A 15,958-nucleotide genomic window follows, 5' to 3' on the forward strand; every position below is an offset into this window, starting at 1 on the left:
CCCACTCACCCTGCGAGCCGCACCGGTGCCGGTCGTCCCTGCGCCATCACGAGCTCGATGACCGACATCGTGCGCGGCCGCTCATGCACGACGTCGGCGTAGCCGAAGCGCAGCCAGCGCCCGCCCGCTGCTGTGATCGCGGTGCCACGCTTCCGATCCTTCGCCGCCTGCTTCTCGTTGTCCTGCCACTCGTCGCCATCGGTCTCCACCCACAGCCAGCCGTCGATCAGCAGGTCGCCCCGGCCACCGCCTGGCGCGGGCGCCTGCGTCTCGACCCGCCAACCCCGATCCCGGCACGGCACGCGCAGCAGCGACTCGAGTCCCGACTCGGCGCTCGCGTCGAGCTCGCGCCGCCAAGGCCGGCACCGGAGCGGCAGCAGACCGAAGAGCCGGTCGAGCCCTTCCTCGTCGAGGAGCCCCTGGTGCAGCGCGCTGTCGATCGAAGCGATCGCGTCGTCTCGCTCGACGCGCCGCGCGTGCTGCGCGAGCGCATCGACGAGGCTCACGCGCCACGGCTTCTCGTCGACGGTGAAGTCGCCCCGGATGCGCTCGCCCTCCGGCACGCGCCGCGGGCTGGAGTGGGGGCGCGTGGCGATCTGCACCGGGGGGAGCTCCGTGACCCAGACGCCGTAGGAGCGCAGCGCGCTCGCTCCGCCGAGGACTCCGCCGCTGCGCAGTGCCGCTCCGATCGCGGGATTCGCGTCGGGGATGATCACCCACGACCTGCCGATGGCTTGGAGCGCGCCGCTCGCCACCTCGGCGCGGATCGCTCGGTACGGGTGGCCGAGGGCGAGCAGCGCGGCGCGCGTGGTGGCGCCCTGCGCTGCGAGGACGTCTGCCGAGATGCTGCGCATCCACCGAGGGTGCCCTGCGCAACCGCGCCACGGGGCGGCGCCGCCTGGCGCTGTGGAGAACGCCGGCACCCGCTTCTCGGCGATGGGCCGTCACGCAAGGCGTCGATGTCACGGAGGGCGGTGAGAATCACCTCCGACCGTGGCGGATCACCGAATCGCGACTCCCTGCCTGACGCGCCACCGCAAGGAGCGCGGCTCAGCCCAGGTAGCCGAGCGCCCGCACCTGCTCGCGCTCCTGCTCGAGCTCCGCGACCGACGCGCGCAGCTGCTCGGCGACCTCCGGCTCGAGCTCGAGGTCGTCGACGATCGACCACTCGCCGTCGGCGGTCGTCACGGGGAACGACGAGACGAGCCCCTCGGGCACGTCGTACTCGCCGCGCGAGATGACCGACATCGAGGTCCAGTCGTCGGGCGCCGTGCCGAGCATCCACGACCGCACGTGGTCGATCGTCGCCGACGCTGCCGACGCGGCAGAGGAGGCGCCGCGCGCCGCGATGACCGCCGCGCCGCGGTTCGCGACCGTCGGCGCGAACTCGTCGCGCACCCACTCGCGCTCGACGAGGTCGGTCGCTAGCGACTCGCCGACGATCGCGTGCGTGAGGTCGGGCACCTGCGTCGTCGAGTGGTTGCCCCACACGATCATGCGCCGGATCCCCGCGACCGGCTCGCCCGTCCGCGCCGCGAGCTGCGCGATCGCGCGGTTGTGGTCGAGCCGCGTCAGGGCCGAGAAGCGCTCGCGCGGGATCTCGGGGGCCGCGGCGGCTGCGATGAGCGCGTTCGTGTTCGCGGGGTTCCCCGTCACGGTGATGCGGATGTCCTGGCTCGCGTGCTCCTGGATCGCGCGTCCCTGCGCGCTGAAGATCGCGCCGTTCGCGGCGAGCAGGTCGGATCGCTCCATGCCCGGCCCGCGCGGCCTCGCGCCCACGAGCAGCGCGTGCTCGGCGCCCTCGAAGGCGACCGACGCATCCGCCGTCGTGTCGACCGAGTGCAGCAGCGGGAAGGCCGAGTCGTGCAGCTCCATGACGACGCCCTCGAGCGCGGGCAGCGCATCCGGGATCTCGAGGATCCGCAGCCGCACGGGCTGGTCGGGTCCGAGCATGTCGCCGGCGGCGATGCGGAACAGCAGCTGGTAGCCGATCTGGCCTGCGCCGCCCGTGACGGCGACGGTGATGGGAGCGCGCATGCGCCCATCGTGCCCTGCGCATGCTGGACGAGGCCAGGGCAGGCGCGCGTCGTGTTCGCCGACAGAGGAGCGGCACCGGCCCCCGCGTAGACTGGGCGGATGGTCGATCGCGGCCACGCGCGTGCTGGGAGGGCAGATGGGCAAGACGCTCGCTGAGAAGGTGTGGGACGACCACGTCGTGGTGAAGGGCGAGGACGGCGCCCCCGACCTCATCTACATCGACCTCCACCTCGTGCACGAGGTGACGAGCCCGCAGGCCTTCGACGGCCTCCGGCAGGCTGGCAGGCCCCTGCGCCGCACCGACCTCACGGTCGCGACCGAGGACCACAACACGCCGACGCTCGACATCGACAAGCCCATCCAGGACCCGACGAGCAGGAAGCAGATCGAGACGCTGCGGCAGAACGCCGCCGAGTTCGGCGTGCGCATCCACTCGCTCGGCGACAAGGAGCAGGGCATCGTGCACCTCGTCGGCCCGCAGCTCGGCCTCACGCTCCCGGGCGTCACGGTCGTCTGCGGCGACTCGCACACCTCGACGCACGGCGCGTTCGGCGCGATGGCGTTCGGCATCGGCACGAGCGAGGTCGAGCACGTCATGGCGACGCAGACGCTCCCGCTCAAGCCCTTCAAGACGATGGCGATCAACGTCGAGGGCGAGCTGCGCCCCGGCGTGACCGCGAAGGACATCATCCTCGCTGTGATCGCGAAGATCGGCACGGGCGGCGGCGCCGGCTACGTCTTCGAGTACCGCGGCAGCGCCATCCGCTCCCTCTCGATCGAGGGCCGCATGACGATCTGCAACATGTCGATCGAGGCGGGCGCGCGCGCCGGCATGGTCGCGCCCGACGAGACGACCTTCGCCTACGTCAAGGACAAGCCGCACGCGCCCAAGGGCGCCGACTGGGATGCCGCGCTCGAGTACTGGAAGACGCTCCCGACCGACGACGACGCCGTCTTCGACAACGAGATCTTCATCGACGCATCCGAGCTCGAGCCCTTCGTCACGTGGGGCACGAACCCCGGCCAGGGCGTCTCGCTCTCGGGCGAGGTGCCGGCTCCCGAGTCGTTCGACGACCCGACCGACCGCTCGGCCGCCGAGCGCGCGCTCGAGTACATGGACCTCACGCCCGGCACGCGGCTCAAGGACATCGCGGTCGACACCGTCTTCATCGGCTCGTGCACGAACTCGCGCATGGAGGACCTCTCGGCGGCGGCCGAGATCATCCGCGGTCGGAAGAAGGCGGATGGGGTGCGCGTGCTGGTCGTGCCGGGCTCGGCTCGAGTGCGGCTCGAGGCAGAGGCCGCCGGGCTCGACAAGGTCTTCACGGACTTCGGCGCCGAGTGGCGCTTCGCCGGCTGCTCGATGTGCCTCGGCATGAACCCCGACCAGCTCGCGCCGGGGGAGCGCTGCGCGTCGACCTCGAACCGCAACTTCGAGGGCAGGCAGGGCAAGGGCGGTCGCACGCACCTCGTCTCGCCGCTCGTCGCCGCGGCGACCGCGATCCGCGGCACGCTCTCGAGCCCGTGGGACCTGCTGGACGCCGAAGCCGAGCCGGAGCTCGCGAGGGACGGAGTCGCCTGATGGAGAAGATCAGCACGCTGACCGGCCCGATCGTGCCGCTCGAGCGCTCGAACGTCGACACCGACCAGATCATCCCCGCCGTCTTCCTGAAGCGGGTCACGAAGACCGGCTACGACGACGCGCTCTTCCACTCGTGGCGGCAGGACCCCGACTTCGTGCTCAACCGGGAGCCGTACCGGCACGGCGGCATCCTCGTCGTCGGCTACGACTTCGGCACCGGCTCGAGCCGCGAGCACGCCGTGTGGGCGCTGCGCGACTTCGGCATCACCGCCGTGCTGGGCCCCCGCTTCGGCGAGATCTTCCGCGGCAACGCCGGCAAGCAAGGGCTGCTCGTCGGCCAGATCTCCGAGGAGGCGACGGAGGCCCTCTGGGCCGTCGCGCGCGCGAACCCGGGGGAGCCCGTGACGGTCGACCTCGAGGCTCGCACCGCGACCGCAGCCGGTGTCAGCCATCCCTTCCAGATCGATGACTACACTCGCTGGCGCCTGCTCGAGGGCCTCGATGACATCGCACTCACCCTGCGCGACGAAGCCGCGATCTCCGCGTTCGAGGCCAAGCGTCCGTCGTGGCTGCCCACGACGCAGGATCGGACGCCGCAGGGCCGGACGCCGCAGGCACGAACGCAAGGAGCCTCGTGAACCTCACCGAGTTCAGCAAGAGCGCCGGAGCTGCCGTCGGCATGAACGTCGACCGCATCACCGTGCGCGGCGGCAAGCCGCTGCAGGGCCGCATCCAGATGAAGGGCGCGAAGAACCTCGTCACGAAGGCGATGGTCGCGGCGCTGCTCGGCGAGACGCCGAGCGAGCTGCGCAGCGTCCCCGAGATCAGCGACGTGCGCGTCGTGCAGGGGCTGCTCGAGCTCCACGGCGTGACCGTCGAGCGCGACGGCGACACCCTGCGCCTCGACCCGGCGAAGGTGCGCACCGCGCACGAGACGTCGATCAACGCGCACGCGGGCTCCTCCCGCATCCCCATCCTGTTCTGCGGCCCGCTGCTGCACCAGCTCGGCGAGGCGTTCATCCCCGACCTCGGCGGCTGCCACATCGGCGACCGCCCGATCGACTACCACCTCGACGTGCTGCGCAACTTCGGCGCGGTCGTCGAGAAGCTGCCGAGCGGCATCCGGATGTCGGCGCCCAACGGCCTGCACGGCGCGAAGATCCACCTGCCCTACCCGTCGGTCGGCGCGACCGAGCAGGTGCTGCTCGGCGCGGTGCGCGCGAAGGGCCGCACGGAGCTCACGGGCGCCGCGGTCGAGCCCGAGATCATGGACCTCATCGCGATCCTGCAGAAGATGGGCGCAGAGATCCAGGTCGACACCGACCGCACGATCCGCATCGAGGGCGTCGACAAGCTCGTCGGCTACCGCCACACGGCGCTCTTCGACCGCAACGAGGCCGCCTCGTGGGCGTGCGCGGCGCTCGCGACCGGCGGCGACGTCTTCCTCGAGGGCGCTCGCCAGCCGGAGATGACGACCTTCCTCAATGTCTTCCGCAAGGCGGGCGGCGCGTTCGAGATCGAGGACGACGGCATCCGCTTCTGGCACCCGGGCGGCGACCTCAAGCCCGTCGTCGTCGAGACCGACGTGCACCCCGGCTTCATGACCGATTGGCAGCAGCCGCTCGTCGTGGCGCTCGCGAAGGCCAACGGCATCTCGATCGTGCACGAGACCGTCTACGAGCAGCGCTTCGGCTTCACCGAGGCGCTCGTCGAGATGGGCGCGCGCATCCAGATCCACACCGATTGCCTCGGCAGCCACGCGTGCCGCTTCGGGCAGCGCAACTACGAGCACTCCGCCGTCATCGCGGGCCCCGTCGAGCTGCACGGCGCGGATGTCGTGGTGCCCGACCTGCGCGGCGGCTTCAGCCACCTCGTGGCCGCGCTGACCGCCGAGGGCACGAGCCGCATCTCCAACGTCGGGATCATCGCCCGGGGCTACGAGCGCTTCATCGAGAAGCTCGAGACCCTCGGCGCGGACTTCGACGTGGAGGGCTGATGGGGCTGCCCGGCCGCCCGCCGAAGCCGGAGCGCACATCCGTCTACGTCGGGATCGCCGCCGCGGTCATCCCGCCGATGACCGCGATGGCGAAGCTGCGCATCCGCGGGCACGAGCACCTGCCCGCGCGCGGCGCGTTCGTGCTCTCGCCCAACCACTACAGCGAGATCGACCCGATCGTCATGGCGATGGCGGTGTGGAAGGCCGGCCGCGTGCCGCGCTTCATGGCGAAGGCGAGCCTGTTCAGGATCCCCCTCGTGGGCGCGATCCTGCGCGCGGCGGGCCAGATCCCCGTCGAGCGCGCCGGCCGCTCCGCCCAGTCGGCGCCGATGGAGGCCGCTCGCACGCTCGTGCGCGACGAGCTCGGCGTCATCATCTACCCGGAGGGCTCGCTCACGCGCGAACCCGACCTGTGGCCCATGCGGGGCAAGACCGGCGCCGTGCGCATGGCGCTCGAAGCGGGCGTGCCGCTCATCCCCGCCGCCCACTGGGGCACGCAGCACCTCATGCCGCGCTACGGCAAGTCGATCCGCCCCTTCCCGCGGAAGACGATCGACATCCTCTTCGGCCCGCCCGTCGACCTCTCCGACTTCGCGGGCAAGACCGACCAGGCGTCGATGACCGCCGCGACCGATCGCGTCATGGGCGCGATCGCGGGCCTGCTCGGCGAGCTGCGCGGCGAGCAGCCGCCCGCCGTGCGCTACGACCCGTCGCGCTACGGCCAGGCCGAGACGGGCCGCTTCGAGCAGGGCCCGACGGGGGACGAGCAGGGACGTGCGGATGGCTGACGTCGCGGTCCTCGGCGCGGGGAGCTGGGGCACGACGTTCGCCAAGGCGCTCGCCGACGGCGGCACCGACACGGTGCTGTGGGCGAGGCGGCCGGAGGCGGCGCGCGAGATCGACGAGTCGCGCCGCAACACCCGTTACCTGCCGGGCATCACGCTGCCCGCGACCATGCACGCGACGAGCGACATCCGCGCGGCGCTCGAGGGCGCATCCCAGGTCTACCTCGCCGTGCCGAGCCAGCAGCTGCGGCAGCTGCTGCGCGAGCACGGCCGCGCGATCGGGCCGGACGCGCCGATCGTGAGCCTCATCAAGGGCGTCGAGGCGGGCTCACGGCTGCGCATGAGCGAGGTGATCGCCCAGGAGCTCGCGATCGACGCCGGCCGCATCGCGGTCGTCTCGGGGCCGAACCTCGCGCTCGAGATCGCGCAGGAGCACCCGACCGCCGCGGTCGTCTCGTCGTCGAGCACGCAGACCGCCCGTGAGGTCGCCAAGCGCGCGCGGAACGACTACTTCCACTCCTTCATCAACACCGACGTCGTCGGCACCGAGTTCGGCGGCGTGCTGAAGAACCTCGTCGCGCTCGCGATCGGCATCGTCGACGGCGTCGGCTACGGCGAGAACACGAAGGCGTCGATCATCACCCGCGGCCTCGCGGAGGTGACCGACTTCGCCGTCGCCCACGGCGCCGAGCGCGAGACGATGAGCGGCCTCGCCGGTCTCGGCGACCTCATCGCGACGTGCGGCTCGCCGCTCTCGCGCAACTTCACCGCGGGCCGGCTGCTCGGCATGGGCTACTCGCGCACCGACGTCGTCGCCCGCATGGAGCAGGTCGCCGAGGGCCTCGCGTCGGTCGAGCCCGTCGCGCAGCTCGCGGCCGCGGTGGGCGTGCGGATGCCGATCCTCGAGCAGGTGCGGCTCGTGCTCGACGGCGAGATGGACCCGCGCGACATCGCGCCCCACCTGACGACCGACGACGAGCCGATCCAGGAGTGACCGTGACCGAGACCCCAGAGACCGGGCCGGCCCGGCGCATCCGCGTCGCCATCCTCTTCGGCGGCCGCTCGAGCGAGCACTCGATCTCGTGCGCGACCGCGGGCAGCGTGCTGCGGCACCTCGATCGCGAGCGCTTCGAACCGATCGTCGTCGGCATCGCGCCGTCGGGCGCGTGGACGCTGTGGGACGGCGACCCGGCCGAGCTCACGCTCGAGGCGATGCCGGTCGTCGCCGACGACGGCTCGCGCGTGCGGCTGCCGCAGGTCGCGGGCGAGCGCGCGCTCGAGGTCGAGGACGCCGCCGGGCGCCGGCTCGAGCCGATCGACGTCGTGCTCCCGATCCTCCACGGCCCCTTCGGCGAGGACGGCACGGTGCAGGGCGCACTCGAGCTCGCGGGGCTCCCGTACGTCGGCAACGGCGTGCTCGCGAGCGCGGTCGGGATGGACAAGCACTACACGAAGACGGTGCTCGAGCACGCGGGCATCCGCGTCGCCCCGTGGATCACGGTCTCGCGAGCCGCGTGGGCGCGCGACCCGGAGGCGGTGCGCGCGCGGCTCGAGGGCTTCCCGATGCCGGTGTTCGTCAAGCCCGCGCGCGCCGGCTCGTCCGTGGGCGTCAGTCGCGTCGCGACGATCGCGGAGCTCGACGACGCGATGACGGCCGCGCTCGCCGAGGACTCGCGCGCGCTCGTCGAGGTGGGCGTGAGCGGCCGCGAGATCGAGCTCGGCGTGCTCGCCGGCCGCGACGGCGCCCCGCCCCGGGCGTCGCTCCCGGGCGAGATCGAGCTCGACGAGGGCCGCTTCTACGACTTCGACCTCAAGTATCGCGGCGGCTCGGGCGCGCGCGTCGTGTGCCCCGCCGCGGTCGACGACGCGTCGCTCGCCGAGCTGCAGGCGACCGCGGTCCGCGCGTTCGAGGCGATCGAGGGGGCGGGGCTCGCGCGCGTCGACTTCTTCCTCTCGCCCGAGCACGGCGTCGTCGTCAACGAGATCAACACGATGCCGGGCTTCACGTCGATCTCGATGTTCCCGGTGCTGTGGGAGGCGAGCGGCATCGCCTACGCCGACCTCATCACCGAGCTCATCGAGCTGGGACTCGAGGAGCAGCGATAGCCGCCGCCCTCGTCACCGTCGGCCACGGTCGGCTCGACGGCGACGGACTGCGATCGCTCCTCGCGGGTGCGGGGGTCGAGCTCGTCGTCGACATCCGGCGCTTCCCGGGCAGCCGCGCGAACCCCGCCGCGTCGCGCGACGCGATCGAGGGCGAGCTCGCCGCGGGCGGCATCGCGTGGCGCTGGGAGGAGCGGCTCGGCGGCCGGCGCCGGCTGCAGGCAGAGGAGGACGCCGCCTCGCCCGACGGCTGGTGGCGCGTCGACGCCTTCCGCGCCTACGCCGCCTGGACGCGGACGCCGGAGTTCGAGGCGGGCATGGCGTCGGTGCTGGCGGATGCGTCGGCTCGGCGCACGGCGGTCATGTGCTCGGAGGCGGTGTGGTGGCGGTGCCACCGGCGGGTCGTCGCCGACGTGGCCGCGAAGCTGCACGGCGTGCCGGTCGAGCACCTCATGCACGACGGATCGCTGCGGCCGCACGAGCCGAGCGAGACCGCGACCGTCAGCGACGGGGCGCTGCGGTGGCCGCCGGCGCCGGTCGCCGGCTGAGCGCCCGGTCGGGCAAGCGCGTGAGCGCGACGCCGACGAGGCACACGAGGCCGCCGATGAGCGCGAGCGGGGGCGGCACCTCGCCGAGCAGCGGCCAGGCCGCGGCCGACGCGATGACGGGCACGAGGTAGGTCGTCGTGATGAGCCGGCCCGCGGGCATGCGGCGGAGGGCGTAGGCCCACGCGAGGAACGCGATCGCCGTCGGCACGACGCCGAGGTAGACGACGCCGACCGCCTCGGCGGTCGACGCGGCACCCGCTTGCGCGATGAGCGGCCCGGCCCACGGCAGGCTGCCGATCGTGCCGATCGCGACGCCGATGAACGTCATCTGCAGGCCCGGCAGGCGGCGCAGCAGCGGCTTCTGCAGCAGCACCGCGATCGCGTAGGTGACCGCCGCGAGCAGCGCGAGCAGCACCCCGGTGACGCTCAGCGCGCCGGTCGCGGTCGCCGCGCCGATGAGCGCGACGCCGCCGAACGCGACGACGGCACCGACCATGAGCCAGCGCGGGAATCCCTCGCCGAGCAGCCCTCCCGCGACGAGCGCGACGATGAGCGGGGCGACGTTGACGAGCAGCGCCGCGGTGCCCGCGTCGAGCTCGTGCTCCGCCGCGTTGAGGGCGAGGTTGTAGATGAGGAACCACGAGATGCCGAACGCGCCGAGCAGCAGCCACTCGCGCCGCGTCGGCCGCACCCAGCCGCCGCGCGCGAGCTGCACGCCGCCGAGCACGAGCGCGGCGACCGCGAGCCGCCCGAGCGTGAGGGAGCCCGGGTCGAAGGCGCCGGCGAGCGCTCTGATCACCAGGAACGCCGATGCCCAGGCCAGCAGCGGCACGACGACCGCGCCGATCACGAGCAGGCGCTCGCGCGCGGGGAGGCTCATGCGGTCAGCCTAGGGACGGCCGCCCACACCGACGAGCGTCGAGCCTGCCGCTATCCGTCGAGATCCCGCCAGCGCGTCAGAGCAGCACGTGGGTCGGCTCGAGCAGCCAGTGGTCGACCCCGCCGCGCAGCCAGTCGCGCAGCATCGCGTTGAAGCGCTTCGGGTTGTCGATGTTCCAGATGCAGCGCATGCCGGGCGCCGTGCGCGTCTCGGCGTGCGGCACGACCTCGCGGAGCGCCTCGAGCGACTCCGCCATCACCGCGGGGTCGAGCTCTCCCGCCAGCAGCAGCATCCGCCCCCGGTACCGGTCGAGCCCCTCGGGCATCGCGCCTGCCGAGATCTCGTCGAGCAGCACCCGCGCGGTCGTGCGCCGCACCGAGAGCCCGTGCTCGACGTAGCGCTCGACCGCCTCCGCGGTCAGGCCGAGCGCGCTCGCCTGCGCGCGCCACATCGCGCGACGGTTCCAGAGCATGAGCTGCAGCGCAGAGAGCGCGCGAGCCGTGCCCACGACCGGCATGACCGCGGTGCCGCTCGTGAGCACCGAGGCGACGAGCTGCGGGTGCCGAGCCGTGAGGTGCAGCGCGACCACACCCCCGAGCGAGAGGCCGACGAGGTCGACGGGGCCCTCGGCGCCGAGATCGCGGATGCGTCGGGCCAGGTCGTCCGCCGCCCCTGCGATGCCCGGCCACTCCTCGGCGATGCGCTCCCCGAACCCCGGGAGGTGCGGCGTGAGCGCGAGGCGGTCGCGCACCGCGGGCAGCTGCGGCTCCCACATCCAGTTCGCGGCGCTCCCGGCGTGCAGCAGCACCACGGCCCGGTGCGTGCTCGCGACCGACGGCCGGTGAGCTTCGGGGAAGGCGGTCATGGCCAGGGTGCTCCGGTGCCGAGCCGCCTGCGCCTGTGGGCGGAGCGGTCGCTGGGGTCGTGCGCGGGGGTCGTCGCGCGATTGGGGGACGGGACGTGTCAGGACCGAGTCGACCATCCCGCCGACCGCAGTGTCAACTCCGCGCCCCGAGCGTCCCGTCGAACGACCGGCTGCCGGCCGCCTCGCGACCGCTCAGGTGCCGCTCGGCGCGTCGGGGTCGAAGCCCTCTGCGGGGCTCTCCTCGATGCTCTCGCCGATCGCGGGATCGGGCTCGCTCGAGTGCGTCTGCCCCGTGTCGATGCCCTCGTCGACGACCGCATCGTCCGGCGAATGGCTCGTGCGCTGCGTCGGGTCGACCTGCTCGCCGGGGGCGTCGGACTCGTGCTCGTCGTGCATGGTGCTCTCCTCGTCCGCGGCGTCGTCGCCGCTGGTGGCCGACGCTACGCGCCGAGGCTGGGGGAGCGCCGAGCCGGGCGGGTCGGCGTCGCGCGGCCCGGCTCCGCTGCGGTCGCCTCAGACGACGACGGCGGTGCGAGCCGACGGCGCGCGCGAGCCGCGGGCGGCGTCGATGCGCGCCACGGCGAGCGCCTCGGCGGCGGCGAGCGGCGTGATGCCGCGCTCGCGCGCGCTCGCCATGACGCCGCGCACGGTGTCGGCGATGCCGGTCAGGCGCTCGGCGATCGCGGGCCACTCCTGGCCGTGGGCCATGCCCTCGAGGTGGATGACGCCGCCGGCGTTCACGACGAAGTCGGGCGCGTAGACGATGCCGCGCTCCTGCAGGCGCGCGGCGCCCGAGCGGTCGGCGAGCGGGTTGTTGGCGGGCCCGACGACCGCGCGCACGGGCAGCGCGTCGATCGCCTCGTCGGTGAGGATGCCGCCGAGACCGGCCGGCACGAGCACGTCGGCGGGGGTCGAGAGCGCCATCTCCGGCGCGATCCAGCGAGCGCCGAGCTCGTCGGCGAGCTGGCGCTTGCGTTCGTCGATGTCGGTGACGATGAGCTCCGCGCCGTGACCGGCGAGCATGCGCGCGAGCCGCCCGCCCACCTGGCCGAGGCCCGAGACGACGAACGAGCGCCCCTCGATCTGCTCCGAGCCGAACGCCTCGCCGAGCGTCGGCGCGATCGCCGAGAAGACGCCGAGCGCGGTCGCCCCAGCGGGCTCGCCCGCGCCGCCGCTCTCGGCGGGAAGGCCGACGACGTGCTCGGTGCGCTCGCGCACGACGAGCATGTCGTGCTCCGTCGTGCCGACGTCCTCGGCCGTGCGGTAGCGGCCGTCGAGCGCCTCGACGAGGTCGCCGAGATCGAGCAGCGCCGCGCGGCGGCGGTCGGGGTCGAGCGCCTCGCCGATCGGCAGCGCGATGACCGACTTGCCGCCGCCGGCGTCGAGCCCGGCCGCGGCGTTCTTGAGCGTCATCGCCGCCGAGAGCCGCAGGGCGTCGGCCTGGCCGTCGGCCCAGGTCGGGTAGCTCCACATGCGGCAGCCGCCGAGGGCGGGCCCGAGTGCGCTCGAGTGGAGTGCGACGGTGATGACGAGTCCGCTGCGGGCGCCCATGGAGGTCAGGACGCGCTCGTGCGAGAACTCAGGGATTGCGCTCATGGCGGCTCTCCTCATCGAGTGTCGGCGCCGCTCTCGGCGCCGTGGGTCGGGGCCGCGGATCGCGCGGCTTCCCACCATGGTGGTGCGGATGCGCGGCGCGCGCAAGCGCGTCGGCGCCCGTTGCGCGGGGTGCGCAGCCGGGCTCGCTGGAGCGCGCCAGGACTGCGCAGCGTGCCCTCAGCGGCGGTCGTCGCCGTCCGGCTCGATGCCGTCGCCCTCGACCACGATCTCCTCGCGCTGCACGGGCACCTGGATCGTCTGCATCTCGGTCACGATGCGCCGTCGCAGGCGCGGGCCACCGGAGCCGCTCGCGCTCGTCGCGCCGCGGCTCGCGTCGTGGTCGTCGTCGGCGCCGCGGCCGCGCACGCCGCGCTCGTCATCCGAGCCGCTGCCGCTCGCGTCGGCGCTGCCGGCGTCGTGCCCGCCGCCGTAGGGCGTGCGGTCGGCGTGCGCGGTCGAGGGGCCGGTGTCGTCCGCGTCGCCCGAGTGGCGCTCGTCGGCGCGCTGCAGGTGACCGCCGACGGCGCGGTCGCGGTCGTCGTCGTGGTGGCCGTGAGCGCGCTGCCCGTGGTCGCCGACGGCCGCGCGCTGCTGCAGGGGCGGCTCGACGCCGTAGTAGCGGTAGAGCTCCGCCTCCTGCTCGACCGAGAGCTCGCTCGCGTCGTCGATGCGCGGTGCGTCCTTGACGAACGCCTTCTCGAAGGGCACGACGATCCGGTCGCCGCGCTCGGTGGCATCCGCGACCGGGATGAACGACTCGTGCAACCCGAACAGGCCCGTCTTCACGGTGATCCAGGTCGGCTCGTCGGTGCCGTCGAGCACGAAGACCTGCCCCACGTCGCCGATGCGCTGGCCGTCGCTGCCGACCACTTCGCGGCCGACGATCTCGTCGATGCTGCCCTGGAACGTCACGATCTCTCCCAACGGTTCGGCCCCCGCCGAGCCGCGCTGCGAGCGCTCGGCTCGCTGCGCCGACGAGGGCGGCTGTCGCCTGGGCGCGACGGTACGCGCGGATCCTGAGCGGCTCGTGACAACCGGCTCCGGATCTCCGGGAGCGTCAGCGCACCGCGAAGCCCGTGTCGCCGCGCGCCTCGGTCTCCTCGCTGTCGACGCGGTCGACGCGAGCCGTGTCGGGGCCGTGCGCGAGCCACGCGCCGAAGGCCGTCACCGCATCCGCCTCACCCTCGGCCTCCGCCTCGACCGTGCCGTCGAAGCGGTTCCGCACCGCGCCCGCGAGTCCGAGCCGGTCGGCCTCGCGGCGCGCGGCCATGCGGAAGCCGACGCCCTGCACGGTGCCGTGCACGACGAAGCGGCGTCGGATGCGCTCGGTCAGCGTCCGTCGCCCTCGAGGCTCGGGGCGTCCTGGTCGCGAGCGGCGTCCTCGAGGTCGCGCTGGCCCTGGGCGTCGAGCTCCTCGGGCTGCTCGGCGTCGCGGCCGCCGGAGAAGTCGTCGTTCGGCGCCTCCTTCGCCTGGCCGTCGCCGTGCACCGTCTCGCCCGTGCGCGCGTCGACGCCCGCGCCGGACTGGCCGTCCTCGGGCACGAACTCGTTGTGGCGGGCGTCGAACGAGCTCGCCGAGCCGCTGCCGGCGGGCGGCGCCTCGTGGTAGACCGGGTCGCCCTCGCGCGAGTCGTACGTCGGGTCGTTCTGGTTTGCCATGATCGCTCTCCTCCGCGGTCCATCCGGCAGCCCTCGGCTGCGCTGTTGGCTCGACGCTACGCCGGGAGCCTGAGAGTCGGGAAGACCGCATCGGTACACCTCCTGACCAGGCTCGGGGGCGAGGTGGGCGGATGCGCGCCGGTAGGCTGGTCTGTCGTGGCACTCACGATCGGCATCGTCGGACTCCCCAATGTGGGCAAGTCGACCCTCTTCAACGCGCTCACCAAGAACACCGTGCTCGCGGCGAACTACCCGTTCGCGACGATCGAGCCGAACATCGGGGTCGTCGAGCTGCCGGACGAGCGCCTGACGCGCCTCGCCGAGATCTTCGGCTCGGCCAAGATCCTGCCCGCGACGGTGTCGTTCGTCGACATCGCCGGCATCGTGAAGGGCGCGAGCGAGGGAGAGGGCCTCGGCAACCAGTTCCTCGCCAACATCCGCGAGGCCGATGCGATCGCGCAGGTCGTGCGCGGCTTCAGCGACTCGGATGTCGTGCACGTCGACGGCAAGGTCGACCCGGCATCCGACATGGAGACGATCAACACCGAGCTCATCCTCGCCGACCTGCAGACGCTCGAGAAGGCGGTGCCGCGCCTCGAGAAGGAGGTGCGCGGCAAGAAGGCCGACCCGGCCGTGCTCGCGGCGGCGGTCGAGGCGCAGGCGATCCTGAACGCCGGCACGACGCTCTCGCAGGCTGGCTTCGACGTCACGCCGATCCGGGAGCTGGGCCTCCTGACGGCGAAGCCGCAGCTGTTCGTCTTCAACGTCGACGAGGCGGTGCTCTCGGACGACGCGAAGAAGGCCGAGCTCGCGGCGCTCGTCGCGCCGGCGAAGGCCGTCTTCCTCGACGCGCAGGTCGAGTCGGAGCTCATCGACCTCGACCAGGACGAGGCCCTCGAGCTGCTGCAGTCGCTCGGGCAGGACGAGTCGGGCCTCGACCAGCTCGCCCGCATCGGCTTCGACACGCTCGGTCTGCAGACGTACCTGACGGCCGGCCCCAAGGAGTCGCGCGCCTGGACGATCCGCAAGGGCTGGACCGCGCCGCAGGCGGCGGGTGTCATCCACACCGACTTCGAGCGCGGCTTCATCAAGGCGGAGGTCGTCTCGTTCGCCGACCTCGACCAGTACGGTTCGATGGCGGAGGCGAAGGCCGCCGGCCGGGTGCGCATCGAGGGCAAGGACTACGTGATGGTCGACGGCGACGTGGTGGAGTTCCGCTTCAACGTGTAGGCGGACACCCCAGCGCACGACGGAGTCGAGGGAGATGGCGTGGCTCCGGACGGCCATCGCAGCGCACAGCGATCCGTCTTGTACCGTATGCTGGTACGATTCGGCCTGTCGGAGGTGCTTGGATGTCCATCAGCGCGAGCGAGGCCCGCAAGACGCTGTTCCCGCTCATCGAGCGCGTGAACGACGACCGCGAGGCTGTCGAGATCGTCTCGCGGAAGGGCAACGCCGTGCTCATGGCCGCTGACGAGTACGCGGCCTGGCAGGAGACGGCCTATCTCTTCCGCTCTCCCGCGAACGCTCGCCGGCTCCTCGACGCCTACGAGCGTGCGCGCGCGGGCGTCACCGAGACGCACGAGCTCGACCGCGACGTGTAGGTGCGACTGGTCTGGGACAGCGCCGGCTGGGAGGACTACGTCTTCTGGCAGACGGCCGACCGGCGCGTCCTGAAGCGCATCAACGCGCTGATCGATGCGTGCCTGCGCGACCCCTTCGAGGGCATCGGCAAGCCTGAGCAGCTGAAGTACGGGGCGCGCGGTGCATGGTCTCGTCGCATCACCGACGAGCACCGGCTGGTCTACCTCGTCGAGGGGGAGGACGTGATCATCCTCCAGGCGCGCTACCACTACTGACGGGCGCGCCGACTGCTCTCGCTCAGGTCGGCACGACACCCTGGAGCC

At 72.9% G+C, this 15,958-nt stretch carries 19 protein-coding genes; 10 read left to right on the top strand and 9 right to left on the bottom strand.

From position 1 onward, the window contains the following. Positions 1 to 5: 5 nt before the first annotated feature. On the bottom strand, positions 6 to 854 hold the full coding sequence (locus tag ACP7BI_RS06910; RefSeq protein WP_425844631.1) for a hypothetical protein: 849 nt from the start codon (positions 852 to 854) through the stop codon (positions 6 to 8). 196 nt (positions 855 to 1,050) lie between these two features. Further along, positions 1,051 to 2,037: a malate dehydrogenase gene (locus ACP7BI_RS06915; protein WP_425844632.1), complete on the bottom strand. Its 987-nt coding sequence runs from the start codon at positions 2,035 to 2,037 to the stop codon at positions 1,051 to 1,053. Between the two features lie 136 nt (positions 2,038 to 2,173). On the opposite strand from ACP7BI_RS06915, the gene leuC reads away from it, so the two are divergent. From leuC to ACP7BI_RS06950, 7 genes are read left to right on the top strand one after another with little or no spacing between them, the layout of a single operon-like run. After that, on the top strand, positions 2,174 to 3,619 hold the full coding sequence (gene leuC / locus ACP7BI_RS06920; RefSeq protein ID WP_211448222.1) for a 3-isopropylmalate dehydratase large subunit: 1,446 nt from the start codon (positions 2,174 to 2,176) through the stop codon (positions 3,617 to 3,619). Next, positions 3,619 to 4,257 (top strand): 3-isopropylmalate dehydratase small subunit, encoded by a 639-nt coding sequence (leuD, locus tag ACP7BI_RS06925; RefSeq protein WP_425844634.1) that lies wholly within the window; start codon positions 3,619 to 3,621, stop codon positions 4,255 to 4,257. The genes leuC and leuD overlap by 1 nt, the downstream gene beginning before the upstream one ends. 41 nt (positions 4,258 to 4,298) lie before the next feature. Beyond that, positions 4,299 to 5,615 carry a UDP-N-acetylglucosamine 1-carboxyvinyltransferase gene (murA, locus tag ACP7BI_RS06930; RefSeq protein WP_425844990.1) on the top strand — a complete coding sequence of 439 codons (1,317 nt, stop codon included), beginning with the start codon at positions 4,299 to 4,301 and terminating at the stop codon, positions 5,613 to 5,615. Continuing rightward, positions 5,615 to 6,403 (top strand): lysophospholipid acyltransferase family protein, encoded by a 789-nt coding sequence (locus ACP7BI_RS06935; RefSeq protein WP_425844635.1) that lies wholly within the window; start codon positions 5,615 to 5,617, stop codon positions 6,401 to 6,403. The genes murA and ACP7BI_RS06935 overlap by 1 nt, the downstream gene beginning before the upstream one ends. Further along, on the top strand, positions 6,396 to 7,394 hold the full coding sequence (locus ACP7BI_RS06940; protein ID WP_425844636.1) for an NAD(P)H-dependent glycerol-3-phosphate dehydrogenase: 999 nt from the start codon (positions 6,396 to 6,398) through the stop codon (positions 7,392 to 7,394). Before ACP7BI_RS06935 ends, ACP7BI_RS06940 begins: the two co-directional genes overlap by 8 nt. A gap of 2 nt (positions 7,395 to 7,396) precedes the next feature. After that, on the top strand, positions 7,397 to 8,506 hold the full coding sequence (locus ACP7BI_RS06945; RefSeq protein WP_425844638.1) for a D-alanine--D-alanine ligase family protein: 1,110 nt from the start codon (positions 7,397 to 7,399) through the stop codon (positions 8,504 to 8,506). Next, a complete protein-coding gene (locus ACP7BI_RS06950) occupies positions 8,431 to 9,051 on the top strand; it encodes a DUF488 family protein (RefSeq protein WP_425844639.1) in 621 nt (206 codons plus the stop codon). The genes ACP7BI_RS06945 and ACP7BI_RS06950 overlap by 76 nt, the downstream gene beginning before the upstream one ends. Here the strand turns inward: ACP7BI_RS06950 and ACP7BI_RS06955 are convergent. The 7 genes from ACP7BI_RS06955 to ACP7BI_RS06985 form a co-directional block, all read right to left on the bottom strand. After that, entirely contained in the window at positions 9,005 to 9,931 is a 927-nt protein-coding gene (locus ACP7BI_RS06955) for a DMT family transporter (protein WP_425844640.1), read from the bottom strand. The two genes, ACP7BI_RS06950 and ACP7BI_RS06955, sit on opposite strands and share 47 nt — an antisense overlap. Positions 9,932 to 10,007: 76 nt before the next feature. Then, positions 10,008 to 10,796 (bottom strand): alpha/beta fold hydrolase, encoded by a 789-nt coding sequence (locus tag ACP7BI_RS06960; RefSeq protein ID WP_425844642.1) that lies wholly within the window; start codon positions 10,794 to 10,796, stop codon positions 10,008 to 10,010. A 192-nt stretch (positions 10,797 to 10,988) separates the two neighbouring features. Next, complete coding sequence (locus tag ACP7BI_RS06965) at positions 10,989 to 11,192, bottom strand: hypothetical protein (RefSeq protein WP_425844643.1); 204 nt, start codon at positions 11,190 to 11,192, stop codon at positions 10,989 to 10,991. 117 nt (positions 11,193 to 11,309) lie between these two features. After that, positions 11,310 to 12,392, bottom strand: coding sequence for a Glu/Leu/Phe/Val dehydrogenase dimerization domain-containing protein (locus tag ACP7BI_RS06970; protein ID WP_425844645.1), 1,083 nt, complete (start codon positions 12,390 to 12,392; stop codon positions 11,310 to 11,312). Positions 12,393 to 12,569: 177 nt separating this feature from the next. Beyond that, the gene (locus ACP7BI_RS06975; RefSeq protein ID WP_425844646.1) at positions 12,570 to 13,304 is read right to left on the bottom strand and encodes a PRC-barrel domain-containing protein; all 735 of its coding nucleotides are present in this window, start codon (positions 13,302 to 13,304) and stop codon (positions 12,570 to 12,572) included. Positions 13,305 to 13,449: 145 nt separating this feature from the next. Then, positions 13,450 to 13,695, bottom strand: coding sequence for an acylphosphatase (locus ACP7BI_RS06980; protein ID WP_425844647.1), 246 nt, complete (start codon positions 13,693 to 13,695; stop codon positions 13,450 to 13,452). A 26-nt stretch (positions 13,696 to 13,721) separates the two neighbouring features. After that, positions 13,722 to 14,051: a hypothetical protein gene (locus ACP7BI_RS06985; protein ID WP_425844649.1), complete on the bottom strand. Its 330-nt coding sequence runs from the start codon at positions 14,049 to 14,051 to the stop codon at positions 13,722 to 13,724. 156 nt (positions 14,052 to 14,207) lie between these two features. Between ACP7BI_RS06985 and ychF the strand changes: the two genes are divergently transcribed. The 3 genes from ychF to ACP7BI_RS07000 all read left to right on the top strand — a co-directional run bounded on the left by ychF (position 14,208) and on the right by ACP7BI_RS07000 (position 15,910). Further along, positions 14,208 to 15,281, top strand: coding sequence for a redox-regulated ATPase YchF (ychF, locus tag ACP7BI_RS06990; RefSeq protein WP_425844651.1), 1,074 nt, complete (start codon positions 14,208 to 14,210; stop codon positions 15,279 to 15,281). 122 nt (positions 15,282 to 15,403) lie between these two features. Beyond that, the gene (locus tag ACP7BI_RS06995) at positions 15,404 to 15,655 is read left to right on the top strand and encodes a type II toxin-antitoxin system Phd/YefM family antitoxin (RefSeq protein WP_425844653.1); all 252 of its coding nucleotides are present in this window, start codon (positions 15,404 to 15,406) and stop codon (positions 15,653 to 15,655) included. Beyond that, a complete protein-coding gene (locus ACP7BI_RS07000; protein WP_425844654.1) occupies positions 15,656 to 15,910 on the top strand; it encodes a Txe/YoeB family addiction module toxin in 255 nt (84 codons plus the stop codon). The last annotated feature ends 48 nt before the right edge of the window (positions 15,911 to 15,958 follow it).

Source organism: Agrococcus sp. TSP3-2-1 (genome assembly GCF_049897585.1).
In the GTDB taxonomy this organism is placed as follows: domain Bacteria; phylum Actinomycetota; class Actinomycetes; order Actinomycetales; family Microbacteriaceae; genus Agrococcus.